The 25,181-nt window shown below is 53.6% G+C and carries 21 protein-coding genes and 2 pseudogenes; 15 read left to right on the plus strand and 8 right to left on the minus strand.

Going from position 1 to position 25,181, the window contains the following annotated elements:
- Positions 1-101: 101 nt before the first annotated feature.
- Entirely contained in the window at positions 102-1,016 is a 915-nt protein-coding gene (locus OGY06_RS22095; RefSeq protein WP_286605950.1) for a restriction endonuclease, read from the minus strand.
- 198 nt (positions 1,017-1,214) lie between these two features.
- Between OGY06_RS22095 and hsdR the strand changes: the two genes are divergently transcribed.
- The 5 genes and pseudogenes from hsdR to symE all read left to right on the plus strand — a co-directional run bounded on the left by hsdR (position 1,215) and on the right by symE (position 8,448).
- Positions 1,215-4,724, plus strand: a complete 3,510-nt coding sequence (gene hsdR, locus OGY06_RS22100; RefSeq protein ID WP_286605951.1) for a type I restriction-modification system endonuclease — start codon at positions 1,215-1,217, stop codon at positions 4,722-4,724.
- A gap of 157 nt (positions 4,725-4,881) precedes the next feature.
- Positions 4,882-6,471: a type I restriction-modification system methyltransferase gene (gene hsdM, locus OGY06_RS22105; protein ID WP_286605952.1), complete on the plus strand. Its 1,590-nt coding sequence runs from the start codon at positions 4,882-4,884 to the stop codon at positions 6,469-6,471.
- Positions 6,468-6,635: pseudogene (locus OGY06_RS23345) on the plus strand (restriction endonuclease subunit S); the annotation flags it as partial. The gene hsdM and the pseudogene OGY06_RS23345, both read left to right, overlap by 4 nt.
- Positions 6,636-6,935: 300 nt before the next feature.
- Positions 6,936-7,877 (plus strand): annotated as a pseudogene (locus tag OGY06_RS22110) (restriction endonuclease subunit S); the annotation flags it as partial.
- A gap of 226 nt (positions 7,878-8,103) precedes the next feature.
- The gene (gene symE, locus OGY06_RS22115; protein ID WP_164563160.1) at positions 8,104-8,448 is read left to right on the plus strand and encodes an endoribonuclease SymE; all 345 of its coding nucleotides are present in this window, start codon (positions 8,104-8,106) and stop codon (positions 8,446-8,448) included.
- A gap of 105 nt (positions 8,449-8,553) precedes the next feature.
- On the opposite strand, the gene OGY06_RS22120 is transcribed toward symE, so the two are convergent.
- The 4 genes from OGY06_RS22120 to OGY06_RS22135 all read right to left on the minus strand — a co-directional run bounded on the left by OGY06_RS22120 (position 8,554) and on the right by OGY06_RS22135 (position 11,458).
- A complete protein-coding gene (locus OGY06_RS22120) occupies positions 8,554-9,618 on the minus strand; it encodes a DUF2955 domain-containing protein (protein WP_286605954.1) in 1,065 nt (354 codons plus the stop codon).
- Complete coding sequence (locus OGY06_RS22125; protein ID WP_286605955.1) at positions 9,608-10,675, minus strand: HlyD family secretion protein; 1,068 nt, start codon at positions 10,673-10,675, stop codon at positions 9,608-9,610. The genes OGY06_RS22120 and OGY06_RS22125 overlap by 11 nt, the downstream gene beginning before the upstream one ends.
- Before the next feature lie 5 nt (positions 10,676-10,680).
- Complete coding sequence (locus OGY06_RS22130; RefSeq protein WP_149335433.1) at positions 10,681-11,145, minus strand: MarR family winged helix-turn-helix transcriptional regulator; 465 nt, start codon at positions 11,143-11,145, stop codon at positions 10,681-10,683.
- A gap of 148 nt (positions 11,146-11,293) precedes the next feature.
- Positions 11,294-11,458 carry a DUF1127 domain-containing protein gene (locus tag OGY06_RS22135; protein ID WP_008786105.1) on the minus strand — a complete coding sequence of 55 codons (165 nt, stop codon included), beginning with the start codon at positions 11,456-11,458 and terminating at the stop codon, positions 11,294-11,296.
- 177 nt (positions 11,459-11,635) lie between these two features.
- Here OGY06_RS22135 and OGY06_RS22140 point away from each other — a divergent pair, with 177 nt between their 5' ends.
- Positions 11,636-13,048, plus strand: coding sequence for an aminotransferase-like domain-containing protein (locus OGY06_RS22140; RefSeq protein WP_286605956.1), 1,413 nt, complete (start codon positions 11,636-11,638; stop codon positions 13,046-13,048).
- A 51-nt stretch (positions 13,049-13,099) separates the two neighbouring features.
- On the opposite strand, the gene OGY06_RS22145 is transcribed toward OGY06_RS22140, so the two are convergent.
- Positions 13,100-14,014, minus strand: coding sequence for an Rpn family recombination-promoting nuclease/putative transposase (locus tag OGY06_RS22145; protein ID WP_286605957.1), 915 nt, complete (start codon positions 14,012-14,014; stop codon positions 13,100-13,102).
- A gap of 230 nt (positions 14,015-14,244) precedes the next feature.
- Between OGY06_RS22145 and OGY06_RS22150 the strand changes: the two genes are divergently transcribed.
- The 3 genes from OGY06_RS22150 (at position 14,245) to mdtM (ending at position 17,325) form a co-directional block, all read left to right on the plus strand.
- Positions 14,245-15,060, plus strand: a complete 816-nt coding sequence (locus OGY06_RS22150; protein ID WP_126957763.1) for a helix-turn-helix transcriptional regulator — start codon at positions 14,245-14,247, stop codon at positions 15,058-15,060.
- Between the two features lie 48 nt (positions 15,061-15,108).
- Positions 15,109-15,759 (plus strand): LysE family translocator, encoded by a 651-nt coding sequence (locus OGY06_RS22155; RefSeq protein WP_286605958.1) that lies wholly within the window; start codon positions 15,109-15,111, stop codon positions 15,757-15,759.
- Positions 15,760-16,083: 324 nt separating this feature from the next.
- Positions 16,084-17,325, plus strand: coding sequence for a multidrug efflux MFS transporter MdtM (mdtM, locus tag OGY06_RS22160; protein ID WP_286605959.1), 1,242 nt, complete (start codon positions 16,084-16,086; stop codon positions 17,323-17,325).
- A gap of 79 nt (positions 17,326-17,404) precedes the next feature.
- On the opposite strand, the gene metC is transcribed toward mdtM, so the two are convergent.
- Entirely contained in the window at positions 17,405-18,595 is a 1,191-nt protein-coding gene (gene metC, locus OGY06_RS22165; RefSeq protein ID WP_286605961.1) for a cystathionine beta-lyase, read from the minus strand.
- Positions 18,596-18,625: 30 nt separating this feature from the next.
- Positions 18,626-19,858 carry a dicarboxylate/amino acid:cation symporter gene (locus OGY06_RS22170; RefSeq protein WP_003830065.1) on the minus strand — a complete coding sequence of 411 codons (1,233 nt, stop codon included), beginning with the start codon at positions 19,856-19,858 and terminating at the stop codon, positions 18,626-18,628.
- A gap of 219 nt (positions 19,859-20,077) precedes the next feature.
- Here OGY06_RS22170 and OGY06_RS22175 point away from each other — a divergent pair, with 219 nt between their 5' ends.
- The 6 genes from OGY06_RS22175 to OGY06_RS22200 all read left to right on the plus strand — a co-directional run bounded on the left by OGY06_RS22175 (position 20,078) and on the right by OGY06_RS22200 (position 25,110).
- A complete protein-coding gene (locus OGY06_RS22175; RefSeq protein WP_003845596.1) occupies positions 20,078-21,004 on the plus strand; it encodes a LysR family transcriptional regulator in 927 nt (308 codons plus the stop codon).
- 75 nt (positions 21,005-21,079) lie between these two features.
- Positions 21,080-22,360 carry a DUF445 domain-containing protein gene (locus OGY06_RS22180; RefSeq protein ID WP_003830070.1) on the plus strand — a complete coding sequence of 427 codons (1,281 nt, stop codon included), beginning with the start codon at positions 21,080-21,082 and terminating at the stop codon, positions 22,358-22,360.
- Between the two features lie 13 nt (positions 22,361-22,373).
- Positions 22,374-22,838 (plus strand): GNAT family N-acetyltransferase, encoded by a 465-nt coding sequence (locus OGY06_RS22185; protein WP_003830072.1) that lies wholly within the window; start codon positions 22,374-22,376, stop codon positions 22,836-22,838.
- A 95-nt stretch (positions 22,839-22,933) separates the two neighbouring features.
- The gene (locus tag OGY06_RS22190) at positions 22,934-24,085 is read left to right on the plus strand and encodes a double-cubane-cluster-containing anaerobic reductase (protein WP_003830073.1); all 1,152 of its coding nucleotides are present in this window, start codon (positions 22,934-22,936) and stop codon (positions 24,083-24,085) included.
- Between the two features lie 9 nt (positions 24,086-24,094).
- On the plus strand, positions 24,095-24,862 hold the full coding sequence (gene yjiL / locus OGY06_RS22195; RefSeq protein ID WP_286605962.1) for a putative 2-hydroxyacyl-CoA dehydratase activator YjiL: 768 nt from the start codon (positions 24,095-24,097) through the stop codon (positions 24,860-24,862).
- Positions 24,859-25,110, plus strand: a complete 252-nt coding sequence (locus tag OGY06_RS22200; RefSeq protein ID WP_003830079.1) for a putative Se/S carrier protein — start codon at positions 24,859-24,861, stop codon at positions 25,108-25,110. The genes yjiL and OGY06_RS22200 overlap by 4 nt, the downstream gene beginning before the upstream one ends.
- The last annotated feature ends 71 nt before the right edge of the window (positions 25,111-25,181 follow it).

The raw sequence follows: 25,181 nt of genomic DNA on the forward strand, positions 1-25,181 counted from the left end.
TACGCAGCCACAAAAGTCACTTGATTTCTGGGCCAGAAGAAACACGGATGCCCACAACGTGCTCCATCACCATTACCCGCAATCAGGTTCCAGTGTTACCACTACTCAAAGTAATCCATATCGAGTTTGGGCAACTTGAGTAAACGTGAGGATACACCAATATCATTATCAATCATCAGATGTACCAGCCTGTCGCCATCCACCAGCACCAGACCTTCAACTTTGTTAGCATAGTCTCTGGCATGCGCCGTAAAGCCTGAGGTGGTAATAAAGACGCCACGTTTCACTTTTTGCTCAGGCAATGCACCATAAAAGCCCCGGACTTCAGCGCTCCCAACGGTGCCTTTCCAGCGCTTGGCCTGAACGTAGACTTTTTCCAGCCCGAGCTTATCGAGAGAGATAATCCCATCAATGCCGCCATCGCCGGTTCCCCCTACGCGCTGCAAATCACCGCGATGACCGCCATATCCCAGGCGGTGCAGCACATCTAACACAATCACTTCAAAACGCGCGGGCGAAACCTGAAGCAGATTCTCCAGCAGCTCTTCAGCAACTGATTCACGAATCTCATTGAGCGCTTGCTCCAGGCGATCGTCCGGGCTGCTTCGGGCAAGCTCATCCTCCTCAATCAATTCTGGCTGCGGATCTAACGCCACCGCATCCGCCTGCTTACTGAGCTTCACACCGTTAAAATCAAAAGCAAAATGACTCACTTCCTGCTCGGACATCGACTGCGGATGCGAGGCAACCCAGCTCATTCCCGCTGGCGTTAAACACCATTTCCCTCGGGATAGACTTTGCGATAATCCGGCACGTTTGAGGCGATCGTGCGCCCAGCCAGTGCGGTTCTGGTACGTCAGTTGCCCACTGGTAATCGTCTCTGCACGCTGCTGTTCATCTAACCCAAGCATTTCGGCTGCGGCTTCACGCACCTCTCTGACCAAAGCGCCCTCGGGTCGAGTGGCCAGGAAACGCAACACTGGTTCAATAAATTTGTCATATGTTGGAACAGCCATAAATCATCCCTGCCATTGATATAAATCAGATAACCCTCTCAGGAACTATATTCCTCAATAACACATTAAGAAAGAATCGGTTACTCTCTTATCGTTCATTGATTGAACGGAACATGAAGGCTACCATGAGGCCTGATAGCTCCCATTACGATTTGGGGTAATATAATCATCCCCCGCTCAGTATCTGGATAGATAACAATGGAAAAATCCAACTTCGTTTTTCTGAAAGGCGTTAACGACTTCATTTATGCCATTGCCTGCGCGGCGGAAAATAACTACCCCGACGATCCCAACACCACCCTCATTAAAATGCGCATGTTTGGCGAAGCCACCGCGAAACATCTCGGCCAGTTGCTGGATATACCCGCCTGCGAAAATCAGCATGACCTGCTGCGCGAACTGGGCAAGATTGCGTTTATTGATGACAGCATCCTTTCCGTTTTCCATAAGCTGCGCCGTATCGGTAACCTGGCCGTCCACGAATATCATAACGATCTGGATGATGCCCAGATGTGCCTGCGGCTCGGGTTCCGTCTCAGCGTCTGGTACTACCGGCTGGTGACCAAAGATTACGATTTCCCGGTACCGATGTTTGTTCTGCCAGAACATGGCGAGTCTCTTTATCACCAGGAAGTGCTGACACTGAAACAACAGCTCGAACGTCAGGCGCAGGAGAAAGTGCAAAGCCAGGCCGAGCTGGAAGCTCAGCAGCAAAGACTGGTTGCGCTCAACGGCTACATTGCCATCCTTGAAGGCAAACAGCAGGAAACCGAAGCCCAGACCAAAGCGCGTCTGGCCGCACTGGAGGCTCAGCTTGCGGCAAAAGATGCCGAACTGGCAAAGCAAACCGAACAGGAACGTAAGGCCTATCACAAAGAAATCACCGACCAGGCTATCAAGCGCACGCTGAATCTCAGCGAAGAAGAGAGTCGCTTCCTGATTGACGCCCAGTTGCGTAAAGCGGGCTGGCAGGCTGATAGCAAAACGTTACGCTTTGCCAAAGGCGCTCGACCGGAACCCGGCGTCAACAAAGCGATAGCCGAATGGCCGACCGGTACAGATGAAACGGGTAAAACAGGCTTTGCCGATTATGTGTTGTTCGTTGGCCTTAAGCCCATTGCCGTCGTTGAAGCAAAACGCAAAAATACCGATGTGCCCAGCAAGCTCAACGAATCTTACCGCTACAGCAAATACTTCGATAACGCCTTCTTACGCGACACGCTGCTGGAGCACTACGCTCCCGACGAAGTACACGAAGCCGTACCGGAGTATGAAATCAGCTGGCAGGACACCAGCGGTCAACAGCACTTTAAAATCCCTTTCTGCTACTCCACCAACGGGCGTGAATACCGCGCGGCGATGAAGACCAAAAGCGGCATCTGGTATCGCGACGTCCGCCACACTACCAACATGTCAAAAGCGCTGCCGGAATGGCATCGCCCCGAAGAGCTGCTGGATATGCTGGGCAGCGATCCGCAGAAACAAAACCAGTGGTTTGCCGAAAACCCCGGAATGAGCGAACTCGGCCTGCGCTATTACCAGGAAGATGCCGTCCGCGCGGTGGAAAAGGCTATCGTTAACGGCCAGCAAGCGATCCTACTGGCGATGGCGACCGGTACCGGTAAAACCCGTACCGCCATCGCCCTGATGTTCCGTCTGATCCAGTCGCAGCGTTTCAAGCGCGTTCTGTTCCTGGTCGACCGTCGCTCGCTCGGCGAGCAGGCGCTGGGGTCGTTTGAAGACACACGCATTAACGGCGACACCTTTAACAGCATTTTTGATATCAAAGGCTTGACCGACAAATTCCCGGAAGACAGTACTAAAATTCACGTCACCACGGTGCAGTCGCTGGTCAAGCGCACGCTGCAATCCGATGAACCGATGCCGGTCGGCCGCTACGACTGTATCGTCGTCGATGAAGCGCACCGCGGCTACATTCTCGATAAAGAGCAGACCGAAGGCGAGCTGCAGTTCCGCAGCCAGCTGGATTACGTTTCCGCCTATCGTCGTATTCTCGATCATTTCGATGCGGTAAAAATCGCCCTGACCGCCACGCCAGCACTGCACACGGTCGATATTTTCGGCGAGCCGGTTTACCGCTACACCTACCGTACGGCGGTGATCGACGGTTACCTGATCGATCAGGATCCCCCTATTCAGATCGTCACCCGCAACGCGCAGGATGGGGTCTATCTTTCCGAGGGTGAACAGGTGGAACGCCTGAACCCACAGGGTGAGCTGATCAACGACACGCTGGCCGACGATCAGGATTTTGAGGTCGCCGACTTTAACCGCAGTCTGGTGATCCCAGGGTTTAACCGTGCGGTATGCGCTGAGCTCACCAAATACCTGGATCCCACCGGGCAGCAAAAAACGCTGGTGTTCTGCGTCACCAACGCCCATGCCGATATGGTGGTTGACGAGCTACGCACCGCGTTTAAGAAAAAATATCCGCAGCTTGAGCACGACGCGATCATCAAGATCACTGGTGACGCCGATAAAGACGCGAAGAAAGTGCAAAGCATGATCGTTCGCTTCAACAAAGAGCGGCTGCCCAATATCGTGGTCACCGTCGATCTGCTGACCACCGGCGTGGATATTCCGTCTATCTGTAATATTGTGTTCCTGCGCAAAGTCAAAAGCCGCATTCTCTACGAGCAGATGAAAGGCCGCGCCACGCGTCTGTGCCCGTCGGTGGGGAAAACCAGCTTTAAGATTTTCGACTGCGTTGATATCTACAGCTCGCTGGAAAGCGTCGACACCATGCGCCCGGTGGTTGTGCGTCCGCAGGTGGAACTGCAAACGCTGGTCAATGAAATTACCGACTCAGAAACCTACAAAACCATCGAAGCGGATGGCCGCAGCTTTGCCGAACACAGCCATGAACAGCTGGTCGCCAAGCTGCAGCGGATTATCGGTCTTGCCACCTATAACCGCGATCGCAGCGAAACGGTGGATAAGCAAGTACGTCGTCTGGACGAGCTATGCCAGGATGCCGCAGGCGTCAACTTCGGCGGCCTGGCTTCGCGCCTGCGGGAAAAAGGGCCGCACTGGAGCGCCGAGATTTTCAATAAGCTTCCCGGCTTTATCGCCCGCCTCGAAAGGCTGAAAACCGATATCAACGCCCTGCGCGAGGCCCCTATTTTCCTCGATATTGACGATGAGGTGGTGAGCGTCAAATCGCTGTACGGCGATTACGACACGCCGCAGGATTTTCTCGAAGCCTTCGATGCGCTGGTGCAGCACGCTCCGAACGCCCAGCCCGCGCTGCAGGCGGTGATCAATCGCCCGCGCGACCTCACCCGTAAAGGGCTGGTGGAATTGCAGGAGTGGTTTGACCGCCAGCATTTTGAAGAGTCTTCCCTGCGCAGCGCGTGGAAAGCGACGCGCAATCAGGATATCGCCGCCAGGTTGATTGGCCATATCCGTCGTGCGGCGGTGGGTGATGCGCTCAAACCGTTCGACGAACGAGTCGACCACGCGCTGACGCGTATCAAGGCCGAGAACGACTGGAGCGACGAGCAGCTAAACTGGCTCGACCGTTTAGCGCAGGCGCTAAAAGAGAAAGTGGTGCTCGACGACGACGTGTTCAAAACCGGCAATTTCCACCGTCGCGGCGGTAAGCCAATGTTACAGCGCACCTTTGACGACAACCTCGACAGCGTGCTGGATAAGTTCAGCGATTACATCTGGGACGAACTGGCTTAAGAGGGTATCATCCCCGTTTTCGCCGGATGGCGGCGATGCCTTATCCGGCCTACACGCAACCCTGTAGGCCTGATAAGCGAAGCGCCATCAGGCATCTGAAACGCTCAATCACTTTTGCGACCCACAATGGTGGTCGCCATGTCAAATGGGATCTTCAATGAACAATAACGATCTGGTCGCCAAGCTGTGGAAACTGTGCGACAACCTGCGCGACGGCGGCGTCTCCTATCAAAACTACGTCAATGAACTCGCCTCGCTGCTGTTTTTGAAAATGTGCAAAGAGACCGGCCAGGAAGCGGACTACCTGCCGGAAGGCTACCGCTGGGACGACCTGAAATCGCGCATTGGCCAGGCTCAGATGCAGTTCTACCGTAACCTGCTGGTTCAGTTAGGAGCAGATGATAAAAAGCTGGTGCAGGCGGTATTCCATAATGTCAGCACCACCATTGAGCAGCCCAAGCAGCTGACTGAATTGGTCAGCTATATGGATGCGCTGGACTGGTACAATGGCAACCACGGTAAGTCCCGCGACGACTTCGGTGATATGTACGAAGGGCTGTTGCAGAAGAACGCCAACGAAACCAAATCCGGCGCGGGCCAGTACTTCACCCCGCGTCCGCTGATTAAAACCATTATCCATCTGCTGAAGCCGCAGCCGCGTGAAGTGGTACAAGACCCGGCTGCGGGTACGGCGGGCTTTTTGATTGAAGCCGACCGTTACGTGAAGTCGCAGACTAACGATCTGGATGATCTTGATGGCGACACCCAGGATTTCCAGATCCACCGCGCGTTTATCGGCCTCGAACTGGTGCCCGGCACCCGTCGTCTGGCGCTGATGAACTGTCTGCTGCACGATATTGAAGGCAACCTCGACCACGGCGGCGCCATCCGTCTGGGCAACACGCTGGGCAGCGACGGCGAGAATTTACCGCAGGCCGATATTGTCGCCACCAACCCGCCGTTTGGCAGCGCCGCGGGCACCAACATTACCCGCACCTTCGTCCACCCGACCAGCAACAAACAGCTGTGCTTTATGCAGCATATTATTGAAACCCTGCGCCCCGGCGGCCGCGCGGCGGTGGTGGTGCCGGATAACGTCCTGTTTGAAGGCGGCAAGGGCACCGATATTCGTCGCGACCTGATGGACAAGTGCCATCTGCACACCATCCTGCGTCTGCCAACCGGCATCTTTTACGCCCAGGGCGTCAAAACCAACGTGCTGTTCTTTACCAAAGGTACGGTCGCCAATCCACATCAGGATAAAAACTGCACCGACGACGTGTGGGTGTATGACCTGCGTACCAATATGCCGAGCTTCGGCAAGCGCACGCCGTTTACCGAGCAGCACCTGCAGCCGTTTGAAACCGTCTACGGCGAAGATCCACACGGCTTAAGCCCGCGTGAAGAAGGCGAGTGGAGCTTTAACGCCGAAGAGAGCGAAGTCGCCGACAGCGAAGAGAATAAAAACACCGACCAGCACCAGGCCACCAGCCGCTGGCGTAAGTTCAGCCGCGAGTGGATCCGCACCGCAAAATCCGATTCACTGGATATCTCCTGGCTGAAGGATAAGGACAGCATCGACGCCGATAGCCTGCCAGAGCCGGACGTGCTGGCGGCAGAGGCGATGGGTGAGCTGGTGCAGGCGCTGGGCGAGCTGGATGCGCTGATGCGCGAGCTGGGCGCGGGCGATGAGGCGGATGCGCAGCGTCAGTTGCTGAATGAAGCGTTTGGTGAGGTGAAGGCATGAGTGGGGGGAAACTGCCGGAGGGGTGGCAAACATCCAGCATAGGTGATTTATGTAAAAAAGTGACTGATGGTTCGCATAATCCCCCTAAAGCTAGTGAAGTTGGGCTACCAATGCTCAGTGCAAAAAACATTAACAATGGTTCTATTGTTTTTAGCGAAACTCACAGGATTATCTCTGAAGCTGAATTTTGGGAAGAAAATAAGCGGACAAGTATTGAAAGTGGTGATGTTTTGCTGACTATCGTAGGAACATTAGGTAGAACAGCAGTAGTTCCACAGGATTTTACACCGTTTACACTACAACGTAGTGTCGCGGTATTATCTACATCAGAGTTAGAACCATCCTATTTTCGCTATGCATTAGAAAATAGAGAGTTTCAGATTCAAATTCATGAAAACTCCAAAGGAACAGCGCAAAAAGGGATCTATCTTAATGCGCTAAAAAAGCTCACGATTAATATCGCGCCAAAAAATGAACAAAAAATCATTGCCGAAAAACTCGATACGCTGCTGGCACAGGTAGACAGCACCAAAGCACGTCTTGAGCAAATCCCACAAATCCTGAAACGTTTTCGCCAGGCGGTACTTGCTGGGGCAGTTACTGGCCGATTGACTAAAGAAAATAACGATTACACAAAAAAAACAATTGAATTAGATAATTATAAAATCTCTATTCCAAAAAAATGGACCGAAACAATTCTAAATAATGTCATCAATACACAAAGACCGTTGTGTTATGGAGTAGTACAGCCTGGAGATGACATTAATGACGGTATCGAATTAATTCGTGTATGTGATATCAATGATGGTGAGGTGGATCTAAATCATCTTCGTAAGATTTCAAAAGAAATAGACATACAATATAAGCGTTCAAAAGTACAAAAGAATGATATTCTTGTAACAATTGTTGGAGCTATAGGTAGAATAGGCATTGTCAGAGAAGATATAAATGTCAATATCGCTCGTGCTGTTGCCAGAGTATCTCCTGAATGTAAGCTGATTAAACCTATGTTTCTCCATATATGGTTAAGTTCACCGGTTATGCAAACTTGGTTAGTTCAATCCTCCAAGGAGGTTGCCAGAAAGACATTAAATTTAAAAGATCTTAAAGAAGCATTTGTCCCCTTACCTTCTATAGAAGAACAACACGAAATCGTCCGTCGTGTCGAACAACTCTTCGCCTGGGCCGACACCATTGAAAAGCAGGTCAACAACGCCCTGAACCGCGTCAACAGCCTCACCCAGTCGATCCTGGCGAAAGCCTTCCGCGGTGAGCTTACCGCCCAGTGGCGTGCGGAAAATCCGGATCTTATCAGCGGTGAAAACAGCGCCGCCGCCCTGCTGGAAAAAATCAAGGCCGAACGCGCCGCCAGCGGCGGTAAAAAAACCTCGCGTAAAAAATCCTGACACGTATTTCAAGCGCACCTGCCCGGTGCGCTTTTTATTATTTCCCCGCACTCATAACCATCGAAAATATATCCAGTCCTTTCCTGTTCATTCCCATTACAGTCTATTTTCAGCTGGACTTTTCTTTTATTTACTGATGTTATGTACAGGTATTTAGCGCGATATGACCGTGCGGGAACACGGTCATATCGCTCATCACAATCACTATTTATAGAGAATAGCCATTATGACTACCGTCCATTCTATTGCAGATCCGTGCGATCCAGAAGTCTCCCCGGCAAATAATCGTCTGGGTACCGTCACTTATGCGAGTCGTTATCCGGATTACACACATGTTCCGGCAATTATTATGAAAGGCCAGTGGCTGGAAGCCGCCGGTTTCGCTACTGGCTGTAGATTCGATGTCAAAGTAATGCCCGGCTGCATTGTGCTAACGACAAAACTGCCGGAGCCGGAAGAACCCGCGTTATTACAGTCGCTGCGTCGGGTGTGCAAGCTGTCCGCACGTAAGCAACAGCAGGTGCAGGAGTTTATCAACGTGATTTCGGCGAAGCCGCGCAGACAGGGATAATCCCCGCTGAAAACGCCCGGTGACGCTACCGCTTACCGGGCCTGGAAATTCTGCTTTCCGTAGGCCGGATCAGGCGCAGCCGCCATCCGGCACTTCCCCCCCAACTCACTCGATAATCACAAACCGCGTCGCGGCAAAGCAGTTCAACACCCGATGCACCAGAAATACCATGGTCAGCGTTGCCACCAGTGCGACGGTGACGGAGGTGATGCGGTACAGATCGCTGAACACCAGGTCCTGATCCGAGTGCAGGTTCTGGCCAAACATAATGCCGATGGTGGTGATACTGGCAAACCCCACGCCCGCGCCGACTTTTTCCATTACGTGCAGGCGGGCGCTGAATGCCAGCCCAAGGCCAATCAGCGGCATCATCAGCACCATATGATTGCTGAAATCATAGATAAGCAACTGCACCAGCAGAATATACAGACAGGCCAGCACCACGCCGACCACACGCCAGATCGAGCTGATCACCGCCCCGCGATAGTGCATCGGAAACAGGATCAAAATGCCTGCCATCAGCGCCGACAGCGAATCACTCAAATCGCAGATCTGGAAGACCACAAAAATCATCGTCGCCACCGTGCCGGAAAGCAGCGATTCATGGCGCACCCGGGCGGCATCTTTCTCAATGCGCGGCGGTGGCTGGCGGGGTTCCACGTCCGGAATCAGATAATGCAGCAGCGCGCTCAGCGCCACCGCCATGACGCAGGCTTCCATATTGGAGAACATCAGCGTATGCCAGTTGGTGGTGGGATAGCTCATAAAGTTGAGCATCGTGCTCTGGCATACCACGCCCATCGAACCGAGCAGAAACAGCGGGCCTTTGCTCATAAAACGAAAACGCATCACGTACAGGCCGAACACTACCAGCGTCATGATCAGCGGCCACTGTGAGAGATAACCAACGATTAGCACCATTTCAACGCAGTTCACCGCCGCGCTGAACACGAACTGTGTTGCCACATGGCGGTTGAATACCGGCACCAGCGACAGCAGCATCAGCGGATAAACCACAAAAAATACGCCGTACTGCACGTTGTAGAAGGTCGAGATACTCAGCGCGATTGTCCCGGCAACGGAGATACGCAGGGTCTGGCGAAAATCATTGGCGGTATAGACAATATTCCCGTGCGGCGTAAAGACGTGGGCCAGCGTGTTAATAGACATAATGCAGCCAACTGACGAGGTGGATCTGCGCCCCGGCAAAGGTGCGGGCGAACATCCCCTCGCTGTTATACAGCTGTACCGTGGCGCGCGCCCCGGTCGGTAACGGCGTGTCGAGCGGTTCGTTCAGCGCGACGTGAATGCGCATACGCTGGGCATCGCGCACCCAGCGGGTAGACTGTTCCGGTTGTGACAACTGGCCATTAACCTGCTCCTGGCCCGCCAGAATACCGGCATCGCTGCTGGTAACGCGGGCAGAGAAAACCTTGCCCGGCATGGCGTCGAACACCACGGCGGCATCGGTATTTACCCGAGTGTGGCGCAGGCTTTTCTCGCGAAAGTCGGCCACGATATCGGTCTGATGGCTGACCAGCGCCAGTAGCGGCGTGGCGGCGATGGCGTAAAGTCCGGGGCTAAGCTGGAGGTTACTCACCGTACCGTCGGTCTGGGCATATACTTTGCTCCAGCCGAGGTTCAGTTGCGCCTCTTCCAGCGCGTTACGGTATTTTTGCAGCGTCACGTTACGCTTGTCATCACGCTCGCCGCGCTGGATCAGCAGGTTCTGAATACTGGCATTCAGCGCCGCCACCGACTGCTCGCTGGTCTGCCAGGCGGTACGCACCTTGTCGAGATCGGATTGCGACACGTTCTGCATGGCGCTCAGGCGCTGATAGCGATCAAGGGTGGTCTTATCGTTATGGGCGTTGAATTGCGCGGTGCGCAGGTTGGCGCGCGCGGAAGCTATCTGCGCATCCAGCTGTTGATTGCTCAGCTTCGCCTGCTCAAGGGCGATTTGCGCAGCCTCGACTTTATTGATAAACGGCGTCGGATCCAGTTCGTACAGCAAATCGCCCTTCTTCACCTGGCTATTATTGTGTACATGCACCTGCGAGACGTAGCCGGAAACGCGTGAGGAAACAGGGGTTACCACGCGCATCACCGTGGAGTCCGGCGTCAGCGGGATCCAGATATCGGCAACGATAAACCAGGCGAATATTACCAGGAAAGCGGCAATACTCACCCTTACCCAACGGGCAAATTTTTGTTCTGGGGTCATCATATTTTTTAGTGTTGATTGTCTTCTTCGCGGATTGTCCGCAGATTGCAGGCGATTTGATTGAGCGTGGCACTGAAGGAAGCGAGTTCCGCCTCAGGGATGGTGCAGGTGACGCGATGTTGGTATGTCTCTATCACCCGGTTGAGTTCATCCAGCCTTAAGCGGCCTTGCGCGGTCAGCGTTAGCAGGCGGATGCGTTTGTCATAAGGCGATGTGGAACGCAGCAGATAGCCCTGCTTTTCCAGCTGCGAGAGGGTGCGCATCAGCGGCGGCAGTTCGATGCCCTGCATTTGTGCCAGTTCACTGACTGAGACGTTGTCTCCCAGTTGATACAGTTGCATCAGTACCGTCCAGCTGGACTGCGTCAGGCCTGTATCGGTGATGGCAGCATCAATAATGGCCCGCCACTGGCGCACCACCATTGCCATGCGCATCCCCATTGGTCGGCGGGCAAACAGTTCATCTTCAGTCATCTTATTTTCCCCTCATCGCTGAAAAGAAAATAATACTTATCAGGATAAGTATCAAGGAACAGGATATCCAGAAGCATGAATTGATAAATATCATGAATATAAAAGAGGCCGGGACGATAACCCCCCAGCCTCTGTCGATGAAAGAAAATCACTCCACCTGATCGCGTCGCAGCCCGACGTCCCGCAACCGCTCATCACTCATCTGTTGCAATACGCGCCGCGTTTGCGCTCGCAGCCGCCACGCCTTGTATGCCCGCCAGATCAGTACAAACCCAATAAACGGCTGTTTTGCTTTATTCTCGTGAAATTCCATACCTTGCCTCCCCGCCTTGCCAGAGGCTTTATCTTCACGGATCTGGCCTAAAACAATACAGACTCACAAAGTACTTTTATTTAACATACAGATTGGTTAAAAAGAGTTCTGCATCGCTTTTTTCACACCAATCTGTACTGATTTTTTAATCTGTATGGTACCCATGAGGGATACAGCATGACGCGTTACCAACATCTGGCCAATCTGCTGGCCGAACGCATTGAGCAAGGGCTGTATCGCCATGGCGAAAAACTGCCCTCGGTTCGCAGCCTGAGCCAGGAGCATGGGGTCAGCATCAGCACCGTCCAGCAGGCGTATCAGACGCTGGAACAGCGCCAGCTGATCACGCCCCAACCACGTTCCGGTTATTTTGTCGCGCCACAAAAAGCGCAGCCACCCGTGCCACCGATGTCGCGTCCGGTACAGCGTCCGGTCGAAATCACCCAGTGGGATCAGGTGCTGGATATGCTAAAGGGCAACGCGGACAAATCGATAATTCCGTTTAGCAGCGGCGTGCCCGATATTAATCAACCCAGCCTGAAGCCGCTGTGGCGCGAGCTCAGCCGCGTGGCACAGCATAATCTGCGCGCGATACTGGGCTACGATGAAATCTCCGGATGCCGTGAACTGCGTCAGCAGATTGCGCGGCTGATGCTGGACGGCGGTTCGGTGGTTAATGCAGATGATATTGTGATCACCAGCGGTAGTCAGAGCGGAATGTCGCTGGCGCTGCTGACGGTCTGCCAGCCCGGAGATATTGTCGCCGTTGAATCACCGGCCTACTACGGCACGATGCAGCTACTGCGCGGCTTAGGGATCAAGGTGATTGAGATCCCAACCGATCCGGATACCGGGATCAGCATTGAAGCGCTGGAGCTGGCGCTGGATCAGTGGCCGATCAAAGGTGTGCTGCTGGTTCCCAACTGCAACAACCCGCTCGGATTCATTATGCCGGATGCGCGTAAACGGGCGGTGCTCGCCCTCGCCCAGCGTCACGACATCGTCATTTTTGAAGACGATGTGTATGGCGAGCTGGCCACAGAGTACCCGCGCCCGCGCACGATCCACTCCTGGGACAGCGACGGCCGCGTAATACTCTGCAGTTCGTTTACCAAATCCGTCGCCCCCGGTCTGCGCGTGGGTTGGGTGGTGCCCGGTCGTTATTACAACAAACTGCTGCACATGAAGTACGCCGTCATTGGAACTAACGTTCCCGCTACGCAACTGGCAGCGGCTTCCTTTGTGCGCGAAGGTCATTATCATCGACATATTCGTCGTATGCGCCAGATTTATCAGCGCAATATGGAGATCTACACCTGCTGGGTACGGGAATACTTCCCCTGCGGGATCTTCGTCACCCGACCAAAAGGTGGCTTTATGCTGTGGGTCGAGCTGCCGCTCCAGGTCGATATGGTCTGTGTCGCTAAGCAGCTTTGTCGCCTGAAAATCCAGGTTGCGCCGGGTTCGCTGTTCTCCGCATCGGGGAAGTATCGCAACTGTGTGCGCATCAACTGCGCGTTGCCGCCAAACGAGAAGCATCGGGAAGTAATGCAGAAGCTCGGCGAGGCGGTAAAAACGGCAATAGAGTAAACCGGACCACCCGGTGCTCCCGTGCAGGCGATTGCACGGTTTAAGTCATTTCTAATGGCTTACGCCCTGAATATCTTCAACGGAAAGTCGGGTGATTTTTTGTACCGTGCTGATATCGATGCCATCTGCCAGCATGGTGCGGGCAATACGTAGCGCCTCATCACGTCGCCCCTCTCGAAGCCCTTCCAGCCTGCCTTTTTGTAGTCCTGCCTCATGTAATCTGTCCGCGATCGTCATCAATTGCTCCTTGTGCTGCGGTGAACGTTCGGCAACCCCGCGAATAAACTCACTGAATCGAGGTGCATCGCCAGTTCGTAAAATATAATTAAACAGCGTCTTTATCTGAGTGTCATTAGTCAGTCCGGTAAGTAGCAGGGAAACAATTTGCTCGACCAACCCCATAAGATCGCGTTGACGGATATGTTTTTGGATTAACTCCAGCAGCGCCATACGTCGATGCTGCACAATTTCGTCATCCGGAATAACCGTAATATCCACCAGCGGAAACGTCGCAGCATACAGCTGACGAGCCAGCTTCGGGTTGGCAAACTCATCCAGCCAGCACAGCGAATAAGGGTACGGGCTTTTAGCGCCGTGATAAAACAGCATCGGCACCACCAGCGGCAACTGCTGATGCCCGGCATCTAAATGTTTCTGCATGGCCGCTACCGCATAGCGCATCAGTCTGAATGCCATATGCGCATCCGGTGTGCTTTGGTGTTCAATCACTACATAAATATATCCATCCCCATCCGTCGTTTTCACCGACCACAGCACATCGGAATAGTACGCACGTAAATTCTCTTCGATAAAACTGTCTGACTCGAGTTTAAGCGTCCGAAGATCGCAAAGCTCGCGCAGCGAAGCGGGAAGATGTATTTGTAGGAAATCCCGTGCAGTCTCAGGGTGACGTAAAAATGTTTTAAAAACCGCATCATGCGGTGTTGAAGCGGAAGCTTTGTTCATGGCGATCCTTCACCTGAAAATAAGATGCCATGACTGTAGCGCCGGAAAACCACATCCTCACCTGCAACTTTCTCTCTTTGCGAGGCGATTTCCGGGATAACAACGCCCTTATGTAACGTCTACATTTGTCTGGAACACGTCACGCAGAATCGCCATCTCAATGCGCATTCCCACTTTTTCACCTCCCGGCCTGTGCTATAACAAACCATCACTTTCAGGGAGGACACGATGTGACGCATACCCGAGATATTCCACAATCGTTCTGGCGTGATGAGCAGTTGCCGTGGCTGGAGCTGCGCAGCACCTGGCAGAGCCAGCAGGCCTATAAGCGGCATCACCACTCTCAGCTCTCGATTGGGGCAATTCTCGAGGGGGAAACGTGCTGTCTGTGCGATGGCGAGGAATACCATCTGCAGGTGGGCGATCTGATTGTGATACCGCCGCTGGCACCTCACAGCTGTAATCCTGTGAACGGACAGTTTCGCAGCTATCATATGCTTTATCTTGATGCCCAGTGGTGTCTTGCTAATCTGCCTGCACAGAACACCAATCAGCGGCTTTGCACGCCTGCTCCCGTTATCCGCGATGCGCAATTATTCCAGCGTTATATGCACCTTGTGACGCTCATGCCGCAACGCCAAACCGCGCAAATAACGGATGCCGCACAAGCATTGCTGCACACGCTGCCGTTGCAGTCGGTCACACAAGACAACCTAAGCGCAACCAGCCAGTATCTGCGCGAACGGTTGCAGTCCAGCCTGCTCGCGCCGCCCTCGCTCGATGAGCTGGCACATGAGTGTCATATGCGTAAAGAGACGCTGATCCGTACCTTTAAGCAAGATACCGGGCTGACGCCAGGAAGTTATCTGAACATCATACGGATTGACTATGCTCGCCAGCGGCTACGGGCCGGGGACGAAATTGCCGATGTCGGATACCAGAGCGGGTTTGCCGACCAGAGCCATTTCCATCGCACCTTTGTTCGCTACACCGCCGCCACACCGCGCCAGTACGCGTTGGGACGATCAATATCAGACAATAATTAGCGCTGCGTCAGGCGTACGGTGCTCTCAGATTCATTCTCTGAGGTCGCTATGTCGCTGCTTTCTGTACTTTTTCCTTCTGCTTTTCCCGCGCTGGCGCTGGCGCATTTCGTCGCATTGCTTAGCCCCGGGCCGGACTTCTTTTTACTGGTCGGTTACGCCGCACGATACCGGATGCGCGGCAGCGCCGGGTTGTGCGTGGGGATCGCTTTCGGCAACGGGCTGTATGTTCTGCTGGCAATTATCGGTTGGGGGATCCTGCGCCAGCTTCCCCTGTTGTTAACGGTTATTGAGCTGCTGGGCGCGCTTTATTTATTGTGGATTGGCAGCCTGCTGGTACGCAGCCGCCCGCAAACGCTGACCGGAACAGACACCCAGTCTACCTGTCCAGGATTTGGCAAACAGCTACTGCTGGGATTGGGTTCGTCACTGCTCAACCCAAAAAATGCGCTGTTCTATCTGGCGCTAATGACCGCCCTGCTCGGCCCGTCGGTGACGCTGCTGCAACAAACCATGAGCGGGATCTGGATGACCAGCGTAGTGCTGTGCTGGGATCTGCTGATCGTGATGTTCATCGGTTTACCGCAGATCCAGCGACGGTTATCCAGAGGGATATTATGGGTAGAACGTATCGCTGGCGGTGTATTGATTATCTTCGGTTGTGCCATCGCTCTGCGGTTTTTGCCGAGCATCGTAGTCTGATTTCCAGGGCGATTTTCTGCACATAAACCGGATAAACTCGTTTAATTAATATCCAATCCGCATTACACTGCGGATGGTTATTACCCGTTCAACTTACTCTTCCTGAGGTGCGATGTGCTGATTGTTACCTGTAATCGTTACGTTTTCTGACCCCGCGTCAGTGAGCGTATCTTCTGTTTGCGCTTCGCGCAGACAGCGTTTTTGATTACATGAAATTCAGTACATTTGCAGTCTGCTTTTTTCTGTCATCGGTCTGACGTCTCAAAGACGGTATTGAATTTCGCTATTCCCGTTGAGGGTTTTCTCCCGACAAGGAGCTGTTTTATGCAACGGATTCTCGCGTTTTTCTCCCAACGCGCCACAACGCTATTTTTTCCTGTCGCGTTGATTTTATATGACTTCGCCGCCTATCTGTCGACGGACCTAATCCAGCCTGGCATCATCAATGTGGTACGTGATTTCAACGCCGATGTTAGCCTGGCACCCGCTGCGGTGAGCCTCTATCTGGCGGGCGGCATGGCGCTGCAATGGCTGCTGGGGCCGCTTTCCGACCGAATTGGCCGTCGACCCGTGCTGATTGCGGGGGCGTTAATCTTTACCCTCGCCTGCGCTGCCACGCTGTTCACCACCTCAATGGCGCAATTTCTGGTAGCCCGATTTGTGCAGGGCACCAGCATCTGCTTTATCGCGACCGTTGGCTATGTCACGGTGCAGGAGGCGTTTGGGCAAACGAAGGCCATTAAGTTAATGGCGATAATCACTTCCATTGTGTTGGTTGCACCGGTTATCGGCCCGCTCTCCGGGGCCGCGCTGATGCACTTTGTACACTGGAAGATCCTGTTTGCCATCATTGCCGTCATGGGGCTTATCGCCCTGATTGGGTTAATGTTAGCCATGCCGGAAACCGTCCAGCGCGGCGCGGTGCCGTTCAGTGCCCGCGGCGTAGTGCGTGATTTCCGCGACGTTTTCCGCAACCGGGTGTTCCTGTTTGGCGCAGCCACGCTGTCGTTAAGCTATATCCCGATGATGAGCTGGGTGGCGGTCTCACCGGTTATTCTGATCGATGCTGGCGGCATGACCACATCGGAATTTGCCTGGGCACAGGCCCCGGTGTTCGGCGCAGTTATCGTCGCCAATATGGTGGTGGTTCGTTTCGTGAAAGATCCGACCCAACCACGCTTCATCTGGCGGGCCGCACCTATACAGCTGAGCGGGCTGGCAGTGCTGATTGTCGGCAATTTACTGTGGCCGCACGTCTGGCTGTGGTCGGTGCTGGGGACCAGCCTGTATGCGTTTGGTATTGGGATGATCTTCCCGACGCTGTTCCGCTTTACACTGTTTTCCAACAACTTACCGAAGGGTACGGTTTCCGCATCGTTGAATATGGTAATCCTGACGGTGATGGCGGTTTCTGTCGAAATTGGGCGCTGGCTATGGTTTAACGGCGGCAGGATTTCGTTTCATCTGCTGGCGGTTGCGGCAGGGCTCGCTGTCGTGTTCACGCTGGCAGGTTTACTCAAACGGGTACGCCAGCATGAGGCAACGACGTTAGCCACTGAAAACTAACCTGCCCGCTTATCCGGCCTACGACAACTATGTAGGCCGGATAAGCGCTTGCGCCGCATCCGGCTACGCTCACCTCACCTTACGCAATGCGGGCAAATCCCGCGTCCAGATCGGCAATCAGGTCGTCGATATCCTCGAGGCCAATATGCACCCTGACCAGCGTACCGCTGAAATCCACCTCTCCTGCCGGGCGAATGCTGTTTAGCTCTTCCGGCTGATTAGCCAGAATGAGCGACTCAAATCCGCCCCACGAATAGGCCATATGGAACAGCGAGAAGTTATCGAGAAAATTCGCCATCTGTTCGTCGGTCAGTCTCTTTTTCAGCACAAACGAGAACAGGCCTGAGCTTCCGGTAAAGTCACGCTGAAAATACTCATGGCCCGGACATTCCGGTAATGCCGGATGATTCACCCGCGCCACTTCCGGCCTTGCCGACAGCCAGCGGGCAATATGGATGCTGCTCTCCTGATGCTGCTTAAGGCGTACCGCCAGGGTGCGCAATCCGCGACTGCCATTGTAGGCCGTATCGGCGTCCAGCGTTTGCCCCATCAGATAGGAGTTCTCGCGCAGACGATCCCAACAACGGGCGTTCGACACCGCCGTGCCCAGCATGCCGTCCGAATGACCGATGGTGTACTTCGTTCCCGCCTGAATGGAAATATCCACGCCATAATCCAGCGCTTTGAACAGCACGCCCGCCGCCCAGGTGTTGTCGATCATAATAACAATCTCCGGATTCACCGCGCGGATAGCCTTCACCATCCCCGGCACGTCCTGGACTTCCATGGTGATAGAACTTGGTGACTCAAGGAATACCACCTTCGTTTCCGGACGCAGAAGATCGACGATACCTGCACCAATCAGCGGATCGTAATACGTTGTTTCCACGTTGAATTTACTCAGGATCTTATTGCAAAAATCCTGGGTTGGTTCATAGGCCGCACCCGTCATCAGAATATGATCACCACCCTGAACAAACGCCAGAATCGCGTTAGTCACCGCCGCAGCGCCGCAAGGGTACAGCGCGCAGCCAACGCCGCCTTCCAGCTCGCTCATTGCCTTCTGAAAGGCAAAGTGGGTGTAGGTTCCGCGACGACCGTAAAACAGCTCGCCGTTAGCGCGATTGGCGGTGGCAAATTTCTTGTCCTTCACGGTATCAAATACCAGTGAAGAGGCGCGTTGGATAACCGGATTCACCGCTCCCTGGGTGTAGCGTTTGTCACGACCAGCAACAACCAGGTGCGTTTCAAGCTTCATTGCGTCTTTCATAACATCTCCTGTTCTTAATCCGTGTGAAACCTATACCACCGCAGCAGTAGAGTTTATTTCAGTGTTGGTCTGCTTTTTTCCAGCGAACCGTTCAACAATCTGCGCCGCATTCAAATCATGGATAACGTTAATCAGTGTGGCCGGCGCATCGGTAATGGTGCCCAGCACCACCAGCATCGGGATTGCTTCCATCGGCAGGCCCAGCGTGGTGACGATAAAGATTTCACCGAGGAACGCCCCGCCCGGTACGCCACCAACGATAATGGCGGAGAGCACCGCAATCAGCATCGTCAGGAAGAAGGTTTCGGTGGTGAATTCCATGCCCAGCACGGAATAGATAAAGACAATTTTTAGCGCGGCAATCATCGCCACGCCGCCCTTGTTGAGGTTAACCAGCAGCGGAATGGAGACATCAACGATTTCCGGGTTAATCCCCATCGCCTTACCGGCACGCAGCGTCACCGGCAGCGTCCCCAGTGAAGAGCAGGTCCCCAGCGCGGTCGCAGACGGTTCAATCGCGTTACGCCAGAAGGCTTTGACCGCCGGAATACCGCCGCCAATATACGAATAGAGAATTGAGCCAAAAACAAAGTAGACCAGCGTGGCAACCATAAACAGGCCGATGGCGCGGGCAAAGGTTAACAGTAGTGCAGAGTCCTGACTGGCCATGGTGGCGGCGAAGTAGCAGCCCAGACCAATCGGCGCGACCTTCATAATGATCGACACGATCTTCATGATCACGGTATTGGCGTCTTCCAGCAGCGACGCAATGCGTTTACCGGCCTGATCCGACTGGCCAATTGCGACACCGGCGATGATCGCCATTACGATCAGCGCCAGAATATTGGACTTAGAAAACAGTCCGATAAAGTCGCTGGTGGTGATCATACTGACAAAATCCATCTTACCGCTGCCCGCCTGTACCGACTGTGAGAGATCGATAGTGACGCCCTGCGCCGGGTTATACCAGAGCGCCAGCGCGACGATCCCGGCGGCTGGAATAAAGGCCATGGCGATCGAAACAATAAAGATAATCGCCATAATGCGTCCCAGCCTTTTCAGGTCGGTCATACTGGCGATCGAAGACATAACGCTGATCCCCACCAGCGGCACAATAATCATAAATAGCAGGTTTAAGAATATCTGACCTATTGGCTGGAGTTTACTTGCAAACGATGGGGCATAAATACCTAATAAGCCGCCAATCACCAGAGCAACTAATAAAATAATCGACGATTTGTAGGGTTCGAGTCGTGACCACATAATCGGTACCTTTAGAATAATAATTAATGAGATTAAATTCACAATGTGATGAGTTTCCGTTTCGCCTCCTTTTATTTTGTGACGTAACTCACCTAAGTTGTTATTTTTTCATTTTGCCAGCAAGTTGTTTCCTGTGATTCAATAGTTGCATGTTTAAAACGCGAATGTAACGGCCTATTCGTACCGTTTTTGCAAATCACTTGTGAATTAAAGGAAACTATGAGTACGCCGATTTCACTCAAGCATCTGGAGTTTTTTACTAAAATCGTCGACTGCGGAGGATTGTCAGAAGCCGCGGCGCAGCTCAACGTATCGCCGTCTGCGGTCAGCAAAAGTCTGGCTGCGATGGAAGACACGCTGGGCACGACATTAATTAAACGCACCACCCGCAGTATTACCCTGACCGACGCCGGGCAATATCTCTTCAACCGCGCTAATAAGCTTTTGAAAGAATTCGATGAAACGCTGAATACCACTTCCGGTTATTACCACAGCCCGCAGGGTGAATTACGCATAACCTGCTCAATTGCGTTTGGTTATTCCCGGCTGGTGAACCTGGTGGATAAATATCGCTCCCAGTTCCCGGATGTGAATCTGTATATCGATCTCAACGATAACTTTGTGAATCTGAACGAAACAGATTTCGACATCGCCCTGCGCATCTCCACCGCACCGCCGCAAAACTATGCGATGCGCAAGCTGGTGCCTGTTCGCTGGGCGTACTGTGCCTCACCCGGCTACCTCGCCAAAAAAGGCATGCCCCAGCGTCGAAGCGATCTGGTGGATCATGATTGTCTGGTTTATCCAGGCCTCACACCGGTGCTGAAGGTGGCGGATGAACAGGATCGTCTGCATCAGTTGAAACTGCATATGCCGATCCAGGCCAACAGCAGTCTGGTATTGCTGAAGTCAGTGTTAGAAGATCAGGGAGTGGCGTATTTGCCCACCTATCTGATTGGCGATCATATTCAAAAAGAAGAGATAACGCCGCTGATGCTCGACGGCACTATCACCTGTGAAACTCACGCCCTGTATGCGCTGTACTTTCCCAGCAAGTACAGCAATCCTAAGGTGCGATCGTTTATCGATTTTCTGGTGGCGGAACTCGGCCCCTTACCCGCCTGGGACAACTGGATCCCGGAGTAAGCCCAGCCCACCTGAAAATGGGAGGCGCTCCACATTTTTTGCGCGATCCCCCCGTCTGGCTCTATCCTTAAGCCTATGAATAAAATTGCTGAACTCAAACGCGCCAAGCGACTGGCGCTCTCATTGCTGCTGATTGCCGCTGCCACTTTCGTCATCACGCTGTTTCTGCCGCCTAACTTTTGGGTACTGGGGATCAAAGCGATCGCCGAAGCGGCGATGGTGGGCGCGCTGGCGGACTGGTTTGCCGTGGTGGCGCTTTTTCGCCGGGTGCCGATCCCGTTTATCTCGCAGCACACGGCGATTATCCCGCGCAATAAGGATCGGATCGGCGAAAATCTCGGGCAATTTGTCCAGGAAAAATTTCTCGATACCCAGTCGCTGGTCGCGCTGATCCGCCGCCATGAACCGGCGCTGTTGATCGGCAACTGGTTCAGCCAGCCGGAAAACGCCCAGCGCATCGGCCAGCATCTGCTGCAAATTATGAGCGGTTTTCTCGAACTGACCGACGACTCGCGCATTCAGCGGCTGATCAAGCGGGCGGTGCACAAGGCCATCGACAAGGTCGATCTCTCAGGTACCAGTGCGCTGATGCTGGAAAGCATGACCAAAAACAATCGCCATCAGGTGCTGCTCGACACGCTGATCGCCCAACTGATCGCCCTGCTCCAGCGCGACAGCTCGCGGGCATTTATCGCCAGACAGGTCGTGCACTGGCTGGAAACCGAACATCCGCTGAAAGCGAAGATCCTGCCGACCGAATGGCTGGGCGAGCACAGTGCCGAGCTGGTGTCTGATGCCGTTAACTCCTTGCTGGATGACATCAGCCACGATCGCGCGCATCAGATCCGCCATGCCTTCGATCGCGCCACGTTTAAACTCATCGATAAGCTCAAACACGATCCGGAGATGGCCGTGCGGGCCGAAAGCCTGAAAAGCTATCTGAAGGAAGATGAAGCCTTCAACCGTTATCTTGGCGAGCTGTGGGCAGATCTACGTCAGTGGGTGAAAACCGACATTAACGCCGATGATTCCCGCGTGAAGCAGCGCATCGCCAGCGCCGGGCAGTGGTTCGGCGAAACACTGGTAGCCGACAGCGCCCTGCGCGCCTCACTGAATGGGCATCTGGAACAGGCCGCGCATAAAGTAGCGCCAGAGTTCGCCACCTTCCTGACGCGCCATATCAGCGACACGGTGAAAAGCTGGGATGCACGCGATATGTCGCAGCAAATTGAACTGAACATCGGTAAAGATTTGCAGTTTATCCGCGTCAACGGCACGCTGGTTGGCGGTTCTATTGGGCTGGTGTTATATCTGTTGTCGCAAATTCCTTCCCTGCTGACGCTGGCGAATTTTTAAGGAGAAAAATTCAATGACGATGAACATCCGCATTTTTTCCCTGCGCGAAACACCGGAAAAACTGCACGAGGTCACCGCTTACTTTCAGCAACAATGGGCCTCAGAAGACTCCGTGAAGGTATACGAAGATGCGCTGCATCGTTGCATTGGCGCAAAGAACCCGCTACCGCAGTGGTACTGGCTGCAGGACGGCGACAGCATTGTTGGCTGCGCCGGATTGATCACTAATGATTTTATCAGTCGCGGCGAACTGTGGCCGTGGCTATGCGCGCTCTATGTCGATCCTCGCTATCGTGGTCACGGTCTGGCATTTCGCCTGATTGAACATATTGCGCAGCAGGCTAAACAGCTAGGCTTTATGCAGCTCCATTTGTGTACTGACCTGGAAGGCTTATACGAGAAAGCGGGATTTTACTTTGACGGGCCGGGCTATCATCCGTGGGGGGAAGTCTCACGGGTCTACAGTCGTAATCTGTAAGCGCACAATTGTTGTACATCAATAAAGCCAGATAAATTGCATGGTTATAATGCGACGTCTTTTTACTGTCTCCCGTGTTACGGGGAAGGAAAATCATGTCGCTAATCACCGATTTACCCGCCATTTTTAATCAATTCTCCGACGCCCGTCAGAAAGGTTTTCTCACCGTAATGGATCTTAAAGAGCAGGGTATCCCGCTCGTTGGGACCTATTGCACCTTTATGCCGCAGGAGATAGCGATGGCGGCAGGCGCGGTCGTCGTTTCGCTATGCTCAACCTCTGATGAAACGATTGAAGAGGCCGAAAAAGATCTGCCACGAAACCTGTGTCCACTGATCAAAAGCAGCTACGGGTTTGGTAAAACGGATAAATGTCCGTACTTCTACTTCTCTGACCTGGTGGTGGGCGAAACGACCTGCGATGGTAAAAAGAAGATGTACGAGTACATGGCTGAATTTAAAGCGGTACATGTGATGCAACTGCCCAACAGCGCCAGTGATGCGGCTTCGCGGGCGCTGTGGAAAGCCGAGATCCTGCGTTTGCAGCAGGTAATCGAAGCCCGTTTTGGCACCCCGATAACCGAAGCCGCGCTACGTGAAGCCGTCATTCTAAAAAACCAGGAACGTCGTGCACTGGCAAACTTCTACCGCGTTGGTCAGCTCAACCCACCCGCACTCAGCGGCAGTGACATTCTGAAAGTCGTCTACGGTGCAACCTTCCGCTTTGATAAAGCAGCGCTGATCGACGAGCTTAATAGCATGGCCGAGCGGGTACATCAGGAATGGCAGGCCGGGAAACGTCTGGCGTCGCGTCCACGCATACTGATAACCGGCTGCCCCATCGGCGGCGCGGCAGAAAAAGTGGTTCGTGCCATTGAAGAAAACGGCGGTTGGGTGGTGGGCTATGAAAACTGCACCGGGGCGAAAGCCACTGAACAGTGCGTGGAGGAAACTGGCGACGTCTACGACGCGCTGACCGATAAATACCTCGCCATCGGCTGCTCATGTATTTCCCCTAACGATCAACGTCTGAAAATGCTCAGCCAAATGGTTGAAGAGTACCAGGCTGACGGCGTCGTCGATGTCATTTTACAGGCTTGCCACACTTACGCTGTTGAATCACTGGCCATTAAACGCCACGTCCGCCAGCAGCACAACATTCCCTATATCGCTATTGAAACCGACTACTCCAGCGCGGATATCGGCCAACTTAGCACTCGTGTCGCCGCGTTCATTGAAATGTTGTGAGGAACAGGGATGACATACTCAATAGGGATCGATTCCGGCTCCACGGCGACTAAAGGGATTTTGTTGGAAAGGAACGTCATCAGACGTCGCTTCCTCTGCCCAACACCTTTTCGCCCTGCCGAAGCGATCGCTCAGGCATGGGAAAAGCTGCAAGCGGGGCTGAACGATAGACCATTTTTAACCCTCACTGGCTACGGACGGCAGCTCGTGGATTATGCCGACAAACAGGTCACTGAAATTTCCTGCCACGGTCTGGGGGCGCGCTTGCTGGCTCCCGGCACCCGCACAGTGATTGATATCGGCGGTCAGGACAGTAAAGTCATCCAGTTAGATGATGATGGCAACCTCAGCGATTTCTTGATGAACGACAAATGTGCGGCAGGGACCGGACGATTTCTGGAAGTCATCTCACGCACGCTCGGCGCCAGCGTAGAGCAGCTAGATGCGATTACCGCTGGCGTCGAACCACATGCCATCACCAGCATGTGCACGGTTTTTGCCGAGTCAGAGGTTATAAGCCTGCGCTCTGCGGGTGTCGCGCCGGAGGCCATTTTAGCAGGTGTGATCAACGCGATGGCCCGACGCAGCGCGAATTTCATCGGACGGCTTTCAGGGCAGGCTCCACTGTTATTTACCGGGGGAGTAAGTCACTGTCACGCCTTTGCTCGTATGCTTGAAGGCCACATTGGCATTCCCGTACACACGCATCCCGACGCGCAGTTTGCTGGGGCGATTGGGGCCGCGTTAATTGGTCAGCGTCAGGGGAAACGTGAGTGAAGGAAACACTGTTCTTGTTTCATACTACCCTCGGCGTCATCAAAACGCGTAAAGCGCTACAGGCTGCGGGTATGTGCTTTCGGGTGGCAGATATTCCCCGCGAGCTACGCGGTGGCTGCGGGCTGTGCATTTACATCGACTGTGTTGCTGGCAAGGAGGATGAGTGGATAATTCCGGGTCATACCGAATCTATCTACCGTCTTGAAAACGGAGACTGGCGCTGCCTTGCCACTTTTCCTCCTTCCTGAACGAGTCAGGGGACTTGGTTTTATTTTACTTTTCATTATCATTTACGCATGTAATATAACAATTATCAGCT

This window comes from Citrobacter sp. Cpo147 (assembly GCF_030332405.1).
GTDB lineage: Bacteria > Pseudomonadota > Gammaproteobacteria > Enterobacterales > Enterobacteriaceae > Citrobacter > Citrobacter portucalensis.